This is a genomic window from Actinomadura rudentiformis (genome assembly GCF_008923185.1).
GTDB lineage: Bacteria > Actinomycetota > Actinomycetes > Streptosporangiales > Streptosporangiaceae > Spirillospora > Spirillospora rudentiformis.
Genome location: NZ_WBMT01000021.1, coordinates 137,941 through 150,193, shown reverse-complemented (window position 1 = coordinate 150,193; position 12,253 = coordinate 137,941). Strand labels below are relative to the sequence as shown.

Here is a 12,253-nt window from a genome sequence, read left to right as displayed (position 1 = left end):
TCTCAGCCGAGCCGGGGGGCGAGCTCGTGGAGGACTGTGATCAGCTGTTCTGCTTCGGCGGCGGTGATGCGCCAGTTGACCATGGCGGGGCGGAAGACGGTCATGCCGCGGTAGGTGCTCGTTCCGGCGTAGACGCGGCCGTCGGCCAGGAGGGCGGCGCCCAGGCGGGCGTTGAGGGCGTCCAGTTCCTCTTCCGGGACACCGGGCGGGCGGTAGCGGAAGCAGACGATGGACATCTGGACCGGGGCGAGGAGTTCCAGATCGGGGGCGGCCTCGACCAGCTTGGCGAGGTGCGCCGCCGCGTCCAGGTGGCGTTCGACCATCGCGCGGTAGCCCTCCCGGCCGTACGCGCGGAGCGTGGCCCAGATGGGGAGCGCGCGGGCGCGCCGGGAGGATTCGGGGCCGAGCATGTTGTAGTTGACGCGTTCCCCGTCGGCCTCCGGCAGGTAGGCGGCGCCCCAGGCGCCGAAGGCCTTGGACAGGTAGGCGGGGTCGCGGACGAACGAGAAGCCGCTCTCGTACGGCACGTTCAGCCATTTGTGGCCGTCGGCGGTGATGGAGTCGGCGCGGGCGGCCCCGCGAGCCAGGTGCGCCGTACGGGGCGACAGCGCGGCGAACATGCCGAACGCGCCGTCGACGTGCAGCCAGGCGCCATGGCGCTCGGCCAGGTCGGCGAGATCGTCGAGCGGGTCGGAGTCGCCGGTGTTCACCTCGCCGAGGTTGCCGACGATGATGGCCGGGCCGTTCTGGGCGAGGGCCTCCTCCAGGGCGGGGAGGTCGATCGCGCCGGAGCCGTCACGGGCGAACGTGCGGAGGGTGTCGCGGCCGCATCCGAGGATCTGCAGGGCCTTGCGCGTGCTGACGTGCACCAGGCCGCTGCTGAAGACGGGCATTTGGGGGAGTCCGGCCAGGCCCTGGGAGCTCACGTCCACGTTGTGCTTTTCGGCCCACCAGTAACGGGCCGCGGAGAGCCCTGTGACGTGCGCGAAGGTGGCGCTCGGGGTCAGCACGCCGCCGTAGGAGGCCGGGATGCCGAAGAGCTCCTTGAGCCAGCCGAGGACGACCGTCTCGGCGCGGGCGGCGAAGGGGGAGGAGATCCAGAGACCGGCGGCCTGGTCGAGGAGCGAGGTGATCCAGTCCCCCGCCATCGCGGCGGGCGTGGACCCGCCGGTCACCAGGTGGAAGAAGCGGGGACCCGAGACATGGGTGGCGGCCTCGGTTCCGATGCGCAGGAGCTCCCCCACGGCCGCCGGCCCGCCCTCGCCCCGTTCGGGCAGGGGTCCCTCCAGGCCGGCGAGGACGCCGTCGCGGGCCTGGTCGTGGACGAGCCGCGTGTCCAGGCTCTGGAGGTAGGGGGCGGCCGCGTTCGCGACCAGTGCCAGGCCCTCGGCCGCGGTGTCATGTTCATGGATCGGGTCACTCATGACGTCAGTGAAGCAGGACGCCGCGGCCACGTAAATGATCATTCGTCCTGGACGATCAGGCGGACGAGGTGGCCACGGGCTGCGAAACCGGGCGGATCGCCGTTCATGCCTGCGACCGGTCGTGGCCACACCCCGCATCCCTGGTCGGGGGCGGTTGTGCTCCGCGGTCAGGGTAGGTTTAATTCTCGCGCTGGCATGCCTTTGGCCACGTCAGTCGCGGGACGTCTCGTCCGCGCCATGGACTCCCGCCACCCCGCGTGCGGGACTCGGGGCCCGGTCATCCACCGCTGGGATGACCGGGCCGCCCGCGCCTCCGATCCCTCGACGTCCATCCCTGGACATCCGATCTTTGACGTCCGAGCCCTCGACGTCCGTTCCCTACAAGACCCGGACGGGCCGGCGCTCCTAACGTGGGGGCATGAACACGATCGATCCTGAAACGATCGACCCTGAACGGCTCGCCCGCGCCGAGGACTTCATGCGCCGCAACGCACGGCTCATCGACCGGCACCGGTTCGCGTTCCATTTCCGTGGAGGCCCGGCCACCGCGATCACGGCGGCGCTGCGGCCGTACGAGAACCCCGACGGCGGTTACGGCCATGGCCTGGAACCCGACCTGCGCGGCGAGGCCAGCCAGCCGGTCCCCGCCCAGCACGCCCTGGAATTCCTGCACGAGGCGGGCGCCGACGGCGATCCCGCGGTGGGCAGGATCTGCGGCTACCTGACGTCCATCGCCAGGCCGGACGGGGGTGTGCCGTTCGTCCTGACGACCGTGCGGGACGCGCCCGCTGCGCCCTGGTGGCAGGCGCCCGACGACCCGCCGGGCCACATCGTTCCCACCGGCACGCTGGCCGGGCAGCTGTACCGGATCGGCGCGAGCCATCCGTGGCTCGGGCGCGCGACCGACTTCTGCTGGGCGTGGCTGGACGAGGCGACCGAAGTGCCGCCGTACGAGATCTACGCGATCCTGGCGTTCCTCGACCATGTGCCCGACCGGGAACGGGCGGAGTCGGCGTTCGAGCGGCTCCGCGCGCCGATGCTGGCCCACATCGACCTTGACCCGGAGGCGGAGGGTGACGTCCACCTGCCGCTCGACTACGCGGCGGCCCCGGACGGCTTCGGCCGGCGGCTCTTCGACGACGGGATCATCGAGGCTCATCTCGACGCGCTGGTGAAGGCGCAGCGGGACGACGGCGGCTGGACGGTCGGCTTCCCGTTCTGGACGCCCCAGACTGAGCCGGAGTGGCGCGGCTTCATCACCGTCGATCGGCTCCGGACATTGCGGGCATACGGGAGACTGTCCGCATGAGCCGTCTCACCCCCGACGACGTCACCCGGCACTGCCTCGGGCTGGAGCAGGCGAAGGAGGACTTCCCCTTCGGTCCCCAGCCCGCCGTCTACCGGATCGCGGGTAAGATTTTCGCCCTGCTCAGCGAGGACGCCGAGCCGCCGAGGGTGAGCCTCAAACTGCCGCCGGACGAGGTCCAGGCCCTCCAGGCCCAGTACCCGGGCACCGTCCTGCCCGGCTACCACCTCAACAAGCGGCACTGGGTGACGGTGGTGCTGGACGGGGAACTGGAGGGCGACGAGGTGCGCGCGCTCATCGACCAGGCGTACGACGTCGTGGTCGCGACGCTGCCCCGCCGTCTCCGCCCGGGCTTCATCCCGCCCGTGCCAGAGGCCCCCGCGCGGAGGCACGGCGACGCCTGACCGGCCGGTGGCCTGATCGTTCAGCGGCCGGGCATGGCGTCGGTCAGAGGGTGCTCGGGCCTGAGGCGGGGCTTTCCAGCAGGGCGGTCAACGGGGCGCCCGCCAACTCGCGCACCTCGTGTGCCAGGTGCGCCTGGTCGGAATACCCGGTGGCGTACGCGATGTCCGCGAGCGGGCTGCCCTTGTACGCCAGTTTGAGCGCCCGCTGGAAGCGCAGCACCCGCTGGACCGTCTTCGGCCCGTACCCGAAGGCTGCTTGGACCCGCCGGCGCAACTGCCGTTCGCCCAGGCCGAGCGCGTCGGCGGCGTCCCGTACGGGGTGGTCGGCCAGGTTGCGCAGGAGCGGCACCACGATCGGGTCGGCGGGCTCGGACTCGGTGCTCCGCCGCATCACGGCCCTGGCCATGGCCTCCGCCGGGTCCGCGGCCGAGGCCAGTGCCTCGCCCAGGCGGTCGGCGCCGGCTCCCCACAGATCCCGCAGCGGCAGCCGCCCGTCCCGGACGGCGTCGGCCGGGACGCCGAGGATGGGCGCGGCCATGCCGGGTTTGAAGCGCACGCCGATCAGCTGGTCGCCGGGCTCCAGCCTGGCCAGGGTGGGGCCGGTGTCGGGGCCCGCGACCTGGATCCGGGCGTCCCGGCTCCACCAGATCAGGTCCACGCACCCGTCGGGGACCACGCGCTGCTCGAACGGCCCGTCCGCCCCGTCCGGGAGCTCGTGACGCCATACGCAGGCCAGCCCGGCTCCCGCGGGTGGGGGACGTTCAAGATAGCGGCCGGCATTCACCCTTCCTGCATACCACTCCCGCCGGTGGGCAGGGCGTAGGTAGCAGTCGAAACCGACTAGAAGGGGAGAAATCCGCCATGGCCACCGATCTGCAGGGCAAGACCATCGCCTTCCTCTGCGCGCCCGAGGGCGTCGAGCAGGTGGAGCTGACCGAGCCCTGGAAGGCCGTCGAGCAGGCGGGTGGGCAGCCCCGGCTGGTCTCGACGCAGTCCGGCCGCATCCAGGCGTTCGAGCACCTCGACAAGGCCGACACCTTCGCGGTCGACACGACCGTGGACGTCTCACCGCCGGAGGAGTTCGACGCGCTGCTACTGCCCGGTGGCGTCGCCAATCCCGACTTCCTCCGGATGCAGAAGAACGCCGTCGCGTTCGTCAAGGCCTTCTTCGACTCGGGCAAACCGGTCGCGGCGATCTGCCACGCGCCCTGGACGCTCATCGAGGCCGACGTCGTCCGCGGCCGCACGCTGACCTCGTGGCCGAGCCTCCAGACGGACCTGCGCAACGCCGGCGCCACGTGGGTCAACGAGGAGGTCCAGATCTGCGAGGACGGCCCGAACGTCCTTGTCAGCAGCCGCAAGCCCGACGACCTGAAGGCGTTCTGCCAGGCGGCCGTCGAGGCGTTCAAGCGGTGACCGCCGAGGTCGGCGAACGGTGAATCGCGGGCCGGGGCAATGGTGATTCAGGTCACATTCCGACCTATGGTCTAGACCTCTGACCTAGACCAGTACGTGAATCTTCGGCGACCGCATCCTGCACGAATATCCGTACCGGCTGGTAACTAAGTAGCGTTGTGCACGTGACCCGTCGAGCGAAGATTGTCAGCACTATCGGCCCCGCCTGCTCCAGCCCCGAGCAGATCCACGCCCTCGTGGAGGCCGGCATCGATGTCGCCCGGCTCAACATGAGCCACGGCGAGCACGCCGTCCACGAGCAGGTGTTCCACCGCCTGCGCGCCGCCGCCGAGGCGACCGGCCGCGGCGTCGGCATCCTGGCCGACCTCCAGGGCCCCAAGATCCGCATCGGGCGGTTCCCGGACGGCCCGGTACGGCTGACGCTCGGCGACGAGTTCACCATCACGACCGACGACATCCCGGGCAACCGCCGCGAGGTGTCCACGACCTACCAGGGCCTGCCCGGGGACGTCAAGGCGGGCGACACCGTCCTCATCGACGACGGCCGGGTCGCCCTGGAGGTGGCCGAGGTCGACGGCGCGCGCGTGCACACCCGGGTGACGGTCGGCGGCATGGTCTCCGACAACAAGGGCCTCAACCTGCCCGGCGTCCCGGTGAGCGTGCCCGCGCTCACCGACAAGGACGAGGAGGACCTGCGCTGGGCGCTGCGTCTCGGCGTCGACATGGTCGCGCTCTCGTTCGTGCGCACGCCCGAGGACGCCGACATCTGCTACCGGATCATGGAGGAGGAGGGCGTCCGCGTCCCCCTCATCGGCAAGATCGAGAAGCCGCAGGCCGTGGCCGCGCTGCCGGAGATCGTCGCCGCGTTCGACGGCATCATGGTCGCCCGCGGCGACCTGGGCGTGGAGCTGCCGCTGGAGGAGGTGCCGATCGTCCAGAAGCGCGCCATCGAGCTGTGCCGCGAGAAGGCCCGCCCGGTGATCGTCGCCACCCAGATGCTCGAATCGATGATCTCCGCGCCGCGGCCCACTCGCGCGGAGACCTCCGACGTCGCCAACGCGGTCTTCGAGGGCGCCGACGCGGTGATGCTCTCCGGCGAGACCAGCGTCGGACAGTACCCGATCGAGGCGGTCGAGACGATGAGCCGCATCGTCACCACGGCCGAGAAGGCGTCGCTGCAGGCCACGCACGCGCTCGACCGCATCCCCGAGACCGTCGGCGGTGCGATCGCCCGGGCCGCCGCCGAGGTGGGCGCCATCATCGGCGCCGAGGCCCTCGTCGCGTTCACGATGTCGGGGGAGACCGCCCGCCGGCTGTCCCGCTACCGCTCCCCGATCCCACTGCTGGCGTTCACGTCGGTGCCCGCCGTGCGGGGCAAGCTCGCCCACGTGTGGGGCGTCGAGACCTTCATCGTCCCGCACGCCCATCACACCGACGACATGGTCCGGCAGGTCGAGCAGGGACTGCTGGAGACCGGGCAGGTCCAGAAGGGCGACCGCGTGGTCATCGTGGCCGGCTCGCCCCCCGGTACGCCCGGCTCGACCAACGCGCTCCGCGTCCACCGCATCGGCGACGCCATCGCGGTCCGCGACTGAGCTCCGAACTCCGGCGATCCGGACATTCCGGCTGGACATTCCGGCTCCGGTGATCGCATCATGCCGGTATGAGTGATCACCCGAGGGATGACGACGGCAACGAGCAGACCGGCGACCAGGCCGGAGAGCAGACCGGAGGGCCGGGCACGGCCGCGCGGTGGCGTTCCCTGCCGTCGCACACGCCGCTGGCCGCCACCACGGCCTCGCAGGAGGTCCCGCCCAAGCCTCAAGCCATCGCCGAGCCAGGCAACGTGAAGCTGGAAGAGGCCACCCGTTATCCCGTCTGAGTCCGCCCACCAGGGCAGTCCCGGACATCTGCGCGGGTGTTCAGAGGTTGCCCGGACGACCGTCACCGGCCGAAACCCACCAGTGTGATCCCTTCCGTGCGACGTTGGCCCCATGGTCGATCCCCACCAGGGGCGACGGGACGGGGCGAGGATCATGCGCGGAACGGGACGGCCGGCCACCCTCTGGCGCGGCCTGTGGTTCCGGCGCGGCATGTCGGCCGGGCTCCTGCTCATGGCGATGGTCGCGGTGGCCGCCGCCTCGATCGGGCCTTCCTACCACGATGCCGCAGCCACGTTCGCGCTGCGCCGCACGATCAACCAGGCACCGCCGGCCGGCCAGGCCCTGCACCTGACCGTGCTGGCGAAGCCCGCCAGACCGCCCGTACCGGCGGAGCTGCTGGATCCCTCGGCCCTGGAACAGAACGCGGCGTCGGCCCTCGGCCGCCACGAGCGCCTGTTCCAGCGGCATGTCGGGGAGATCCTTGCCACGGGGGTCTTCGGGAAGGGCAACGCCTCCGAGCTGGCCTGGCGCGACGGAGTGTGCGCCCATCTGTCCTTCGAGGCGGGCCGTTGCTTCCGCTTGCCGACCGGTCCCCGGGTCGGCAAGACGCGCCATACGGAGGTGATCGTCGACCGGCAGACGGCGGCGGCGCGGGGCTGGCGGCCCGGCACCCGGATCTCCACCCCGCTCCGCGACTCCACGGGGGCGACCGTCGGCCTCACCGTCGTGGGCGTCTACACGATCCGCGACCCGGGGGAGCCCTACTGGTACGGCCGCGACGCCGACCCCACCGCCCAGGCGGAGACGGGCACGCTCTTCGTCGACGACAGCCTCTTCCAGTTCCTCGACCCGAGGCTCCCGGAGGAGATCGGGGTCATGGGCCGGATTCTCATGCCGGTGCGGGCCGACGGGCTGCGCTCGGCCGACCGGGAACAGCTCGGCCAGGCCGTACGGGACGTCGCGGGTTTCGCGGAGGCCAACAAGGCGCGGTTGTCGTTCAACTCCGGACTCGCCAAGTCCCTGGACGAGATCGAGGCCTCGCTCGGCACCCTCCAGGTCCCCATCCTCGTGGTCACCCTCCAGCTCGTCGTGCTGTGCTGGTTGTTGCTGTTCTTCCTGATGACCGACATCGCCCAGGCCCGCGCCCCCGACATCGCCCTGATCAAGCTCCGCGGCCTGACGGGTGTCCGCCTGCTGGCCTTCGGGCTGGCCGAGCCGCTGCTGCTCCTTCTCGCCGCGCTGCCTCTCGGTGTCGCACTGGGACGGGTCACCGCGCGGGCGATGGCGGCCGCCCTCTTCGGCAGCACCGTTCCGATGGGCATGCCGCCGACGGTGTGGCTGGCCGCCGCTGGCACCGTCGCCGGCGGTGTGGCGGCGGTCGTGATCGCTTCCCGTGCCGCACTCACCCGGCCGGTCACCGAGCAGTGGCGCCGCACCGAGGGCCGCCGCGCGGCCCGCGGCTGGGTGCCCGAGGCGATCCTGCTCACCCTCGTCGCCGGCGGGCTCGCCCAGATCGTCGGCTCCGGGGCGCTGGCCTCGGCCGGCCGGCAGAACGCCGTCTCCCTGGTCGTCCCCGGCCTGCTCGCGATGGGCACCGCGCTGATCGCCGCCCGGCTGCTGCCCCTCGCCTGCCGCGCCCTCTTCGCCCGAACGCGGCGCAACGGCGGCATCGGCGGTTTCCTGGCGCTGCGCCAGATCGCCCGCAGGCCCGGCGGCAACCGCATCACGATCTCGCTGGCGACGTCCCTCGCCCTGGTCGTCTTCGCCACCGCCTCCTGGTCGGCGACGCGCACCAACCACCGTGAGGTCGCCCTGACCCGCCTCGGCGCGCCGGTCGTGCTGACCGTGAGCCCGCCGCCGGGCCGGTGGATCGCCGACTTCGTCCGGCAGGCCGATCCCGCCGGCCGGTCCGCCGGGGTCATGGTCACCCGCCGGAGCGAGCCGGGCGCGCCGGTCACCCTCGCCGTCGATCCCGGGCGTTTCGGCGCCGTCGCCCACTGGCGGTCCGGCTTCGGCGACCGCTCCCTCGACTCGATGGTGCGCGCCCTCCCACGGCGGGGGGTCCGCCCGGTGGTCCTGCGCGGCGACCGGCTGCGCCTCGACCTGGACGTGGCGGAGCTCTCGGTCGTGGGCTCCGAGGAGAACGCAAGCGTGCAGGTACGGGCCGAGGTCGTGCTTCCGGGCCGGCTTCGCCCCGTTGAAGTCGCCCTCGGCACGATCTCCGATCCCGGCCGCCGGAGCCTCACCGGCACGCTGCCCGGGTGCTCCCGCGGCTGCGAGATCCGGCGGGTCTTCCTGACCGAACCCGTCACCGTCCGGCCGCGCACGATCAAGGGCACGCTGGGCGTCCGGGGAATGTGGGAGCGCACGCCGAGCGGATGGCGGCCCGTCGACGCCGGATTGGACGATCCGGACCGCTGGAGGGTCTACGGGGTCGAGGACCAGGACTTCATGAGCACCTACGGCGTCGAGGGCGGCTCTGGGCGGGGCGGCCTGCGGGTCACGTTCGACACGCCGCTGGGGCTCTGGCAGGGCATGAAGCCCGTCGCGGGCCCGCACGAGTCGACCGCCATCGTGACCACCGGCGTCCTCGAGGACGAGACGACGAAGGCGAGGATCCGCGGGCTCAACGGCGAACGCATGGCGGTGACCGCTCCGTTCACCGTGCGCGTGCTGCCGGCGGCCGCCGAGTCGGGGGTCGTCGTGGACGAGGCCGAGGCCCGCCGGGCGGCCGGCACCATCGCCGAGAAGTGGGTGGAGCACCAGATCTGGACCACCGCCGACGCCGCCCCCGGCATCAAGGACAAGGTCCGCGCCGCCGGGATGACCGTCCATGCGGAACGCACCCTCCAACAGGAGATCCGCGATCTGGGCCAGCAGGGTCCGGGCCTGGCGCTGACGCTGCTGCTCGCCGCGTCGGTGGCCGCCGCGCTGCTGGCCGCGGCGGGCGCGCTGCTCAGCCTGTACGCGTCGGGACGGCGGCGGACGTACGAACTGGCCGCGCTGGGCGTCGCCGGAGCCCGCCGCCGCGCGCTGCGCCGGAGCCTGCTCCTCGAACAGCTCGTCGTGCTCGGATACGGCACGTTCGTCGGTGTGGGGGCCGGGCTCCTCACCGTCTGGCTCGTGCTGCCCTCCGTACCGCAGTTCGTCCACCGGCCCGCCGCGCCCAAGCTCACCTACGCACCCGATCCGCTGCTGCTGACTGCCGTGGTCGCCGCCGCCGTGGCCGTCACGCTGAGCGGGGCCTGGCTGATGTCCAGGGCCATCATGGCGCGCGTCCGTGCCGACCAGCTCAGGGAGGCCCCACCATGACGGTCGTACGCTGCGACAACGTCGTGCACATCTACCGGGCCGAGGACGACGACGTCGTCGCCCTGCGCGGCGTGGATCTGGAGGTCGGACAGGGGGAGTCCGTCGCCCTCCTGGGGCCGTCGGGTGCCGGTAAGACAACCCTTCTGTGGCTGCTCGCCGGGCTGCTGCGACCGAGCGCCGGCGGCCTCCACGTCCTTGGCCGCGACGTGGAGAAGCTCAGCCCCGGTGCCCTGTCCAGGTTGCGTGCCCGCGAGATCGGCGTCGTCCTGCAGAATCCCGCGCGTAACGTCCTGGCCTACGCCACCGCCGCCCAGAACGTGGCGCAGGCCCAGCGCATCGGCCGCACCCGCCGCCCGATCGGGGAACTGCTCGAACGCGCCGGGCTCGGGCACGTCGCGCGCCGCCCGGCAGGGCGCCTGTCCGGCGGCGAGCAGCAACGTCTCGCCGTCGCCATCGCGATGGCGCACCGCCCGCGCCTCCTCCTCGCCGACGAGCCGACCAGCCAGCTCGATCGCGCCTCGGCCACGGCCGTGATCGAGTTGCTGCGCGACGCCGCGAGTGAGAGCGGAACGACCGTGGTGGTGGTGACCCACGACCCGGCCGTGGGCACCGCGTTCGACCGCAGCCTCACCATCCGCGACGGCCGCGTGGGCTCCGAGGGAAAGGACGGCACCGAATACCTGGTCGTGGGCCGGGACGGCTCCGTTCAGCTGCCGCCCGCGCTCCAGGAGATCCTGCCGCCGGGCACCAGGGCCGTCGCCCGCGCCCTGCCCGACGGCGTCGAACTGCGCAGGGAGGCCGAGTGACCGAGCTGTTGCACGCCGAGGGCCTGTCCCACACGATCGACGGCCGCGCCATCCTGCGGGACGTCGGCCTGACGGCAGCCGCCGGCGAACGGATCGCCGTGATCGGCCCGTCTGGCTCGGGCAAGTCCACACTGTTGACCCTTTTGGCCGGGGTCAGCGTGCCTACGCAGGGAGAGGTGAGATTTCGGGGTGCCCCTGTGGACGAATCGGCACGCCAGGGGATCGCCTACGTTTTCCAGGGTTACGGATTGGTGTCCCTGCTCACCGCTGCGGAAAACGTGGAAATCGCGCTCCGCGCCGCAGGCCGTACCCCGGTGAAAGCACGCGAGATCGCGGCGGAGGCATTGGAGACCCTTGGCCTGACGCCGTATTCCGACCATCTGATCGAAGAGCTCTCCGGAGGCCAGCAACAGCGCACGGCCGTCGCGCTGGCCATCGCCCGCCGCCCCGCGCTCCTGCTGGCGGACGAGCCCACGGCCGAGCAGGACGCCGCCCATCGTGACCTGGTGCTCAAGCGGCTCCTGGCCGAGGCGGAACGCGGCGCGGCACTGGTCGTCGCGACGCACGACCCCGAGGTGGCGGGCCAGTGCGACCGCGTCCTCACACTCCAGGACGGTGCCCTCAAGGAGAGTGTGCTCAAGGAGGGTGCACTTCAGGACGGTGCACTTAAGGAGGGTGAAAGCCGTGACGGGTGCCCCGAGTGGGATTCGAACCCACACTAAACGGTGTTTGAGACCGCTTCCTCTGCCATTGGGATATCGGGGCGCATACCGGACATTCCTCGGAGGTTAAAAACCCGTAGAGGATCGCCCTACCTGCCGCAGACCAGACTAGCGCGTCCCGGTAGTCTCGTGCGCGTGACGGAGAGCGCGCGACGTGTGGTGATCGCTGAGGACGAGGCACTGATCCGCCTGGACCTCAAGGAGATGTTGCAGGAGGACGGCTACGAGGTCGTCGGCGAAGCGGGCGATGGCGAGACCGCCGTGCGGCTCGCCGCCGAGCTGAAGCCGGACCTGGTGATCCTCGACGTCAAGATGCCCATCCTGGACGGCATCTCGGCGGCCGAGCGGATCTCCGCCGACCGGATCGCGCCGGTGGTCATCCTCACCGCGTTCTCCCAGCGCGAGCTGGTGCAGCGGGCCACCGAGGCGGGCGCCATGGCCTACCTGGTCAAGCCGTTCACCAAGACCGACCTGGCGCCGGCCATCGAGATGGCCGTCAGCCGTTACACCGAGTTGCGCGCTCTGGAGGCCGAGGTCGCGGGCCTTCAGGACCGCCTGGAGACCCGCAAGGTCGTGGACCGCGCCAAGGGGCTGCTGCAGGAGGCCAACGGCTGGACCGAGCCCGAGGCGTTCCGCTGGATCCAGAAGACCTCCATGGACCGCCGCCTCACCATGCGCGCCGTGGCCGACGCCGTCCTGGCCGGCGCCCTGGGCAAGCCCTCAGAGGACCCTCCGGCTCCCTGACCACCCCGTTAGGTCAAAAGTAGAACGGGCGGGTGGCGAGCCACCGCAAAAAGTCAGCGAGTCTTCGCCGTGCATTCATGGGACGTCTGTGTCGGGTGGTAACTTTCTGTAATCACCCCATGTACGGGCCGGTGTCACATGGGCACGGAGGCGTAACGAAGGGGTAACCCTTCTGCCCTTGGGTGCTGAACTGTGATGTCACCTCGGTGTACTACGGACAGGTCCCCGACTGACCG

Annotated in this window: 11 protein-coding genes and 1 tRNA gene; 9 read left to right on the top strand and 3 right to left on the bottom strand. The window is 71.6% G+C overall.

The window, feature by feature from the left end:
* Positions 1-2: 2 nt before the first annotated feature.
* The gene (locus F8566_RS37515; protein WP_151566835.1) at positions 3-1,424 is read right to left on the bottom strand and encodes a pyridoxal phosphate-dependent decarboxylase family protein; all 1,422 of its coding nucleotides are present in this window, start codon (positions 1,422-1,424) and stop codon (positions 3-5) included.
* A gap of 418 nt (positions 1,425-1,842) precedes the next feature.
* On the opposite strand from F8566_RS37515, the gene F8566_RS37510 reads away from it, so the two are divergent.
* Positions 1,843-2,733 (top strand): hypothetical protein, encoded by an 891-nt coding sequence (locus tag F8566_RS37510; RefSeq protein WP_151566833.1) that lies wholly within the window; start codon positions 1,843-1,845, stop codon positions 2,731-2,733.
* Positions 2,730-3,134 carry an MmcQ/YjbR family DNA-binding protein gene (locus F8566_RS37505; protein ID WP_151566831.1) on the top strand — a complete coding sequence of 135 codons (405 nt, stop codon included), beginning with the start codon at positions 2,730-2,732 and terminating at the stop codon, positions 3,132-3,134. The genes F8566_RS37510 and F8566_RS37505 overlap by 4 nt, the downstream gene beginning before the upstream one ends.
* A 43-nt stretch (positions 3,135-3,177) precedes the next feature.
* Here the strand turns inward: F8566_RS37505 and F8566_RS37500 are convergent, their stop codons facing one another.
* Positions 3,178-3,918 (bottom strand): helix-turn-helix domain-containing protein, encoded by a 741-nt coding sequence (locus F8566_RS37500; RefSeq protein WP_151566829.1) that lies wholly within the window; start codon positions 3,916-3,918, stop codon positions 3,178-3,180.
* A gap of 77 nt (positions 3,919-3,995) precedes the next feature.
* On the opposite strand from F8566_RS37500, the gene F8566_RS37495 reads away from it, so the two are divergent.
* The 6 genes from F8566_RS37495 to F8566_RS37470 all read left to right on the top strand — a co-directional run bounded on the left by F8566_RS37495 (position 3,996) and on the right by F8566_RS37470 (position 11,273).
* On the top strand, positions 3,996-4,550 hold the full coding sequence (locus F8566_RS37495; RefSeq protein WP_151566827.1) for a type 1 glutamine amidotransferase domain-containing protein: 555 nt from the start codon (positions 3,996-3,998) through the stop codon (positions 4,548-4,550).
* A 164-nt stretch (positions 4,551-4,714) separates the two neighbouring features.
* Positions 4,715-6,145 (top strand): pyruvate kinase, encoded by a 1,431-nt coding sequence (gene pyk, locus F8566_RS37490; protein WP_151566825.1) that lies wholly within the window; start codon positions 4,715-4,717, stop codon positions 6,143-6,145.
* A gap of 68 nt (positions 6,146-6,213) precedes the next feature.
* Entirely contained in the window at positions 6,214-6,432 is a 219-nt protein-coding gene (locus F8566_RS37485) for a hypothetical protein (RefSeq protein WP_151566823.1), read from the top strand.
* A 112-nt stretch (positions 6,433-6,544) separates the two neighbouring features.
* Complete coding sequence (locus tag F8566_RS37480; protein WP_151566821.1) at positions 6,545-9,745, top strand: FtsX-like permease family protein; 3,201 nt, start codon at positions 6,545-6,547, stop codon at positions 9,743-9,745.
* Positions 9,742-10,551 carry an ABC transporter ATP-binding protein gene (locus F8566_RS37475; RefSeq protein ID WP_151566819.1) on the top strand — a complete coding sequence of 270 codons (810 nt, stop codon included), beginning with the start codon at positions 9,742-9,744 and terminating at the stop codon, positions 10,549-10,551. Before F8566_RS37480 ends, F8566_RS37475 begins: the two co-directional genes overlap by 4 nt.
* Complete coding sequence (locus F8566_RS37470; RefSeq protein ID WP_225993860.1) at positions 10,548-11,273, top strand: ABC transporter ATP-binding protein; 726 nt, start codon at positions 10,548-10,550, stop codon at positions 11,271-11,273. Before F8566_RS37475 ends, F8566_RS37470 begins: the two co-directional genes overlap by 4 nt.
* Here F8566_RS37470 and F8566_RS37465 read toward each other — a convergent pair.
* A tRNA-Leu gene (locus F8566_RS37465) sits at positions 11,244-11,316 on the bottom strand. The two genes, F8566_RS37470 and F8566_RS37465, sit on opposite strands and share 30 nt — an antisense overlap.
* Before the next feature lie 86 nt (positions 11,317-11,402).
* Here F8566_RS37465 and F8566_RS37460 point away from each other — a divergent pair.
* Positions 11,403-12,017: an ANTAR domain-containing response regulator gene (locus tag F8566_RS37460; protein ID WP_225993859.1), complete on the top strand. Its 615-nt coding sequence runs from the start codon at positions 11,403-11,405 to the stop codon at positions 12,015-12,017.
* Positions 12,018-12,253 lie beyond the last annotated feature (236 nt).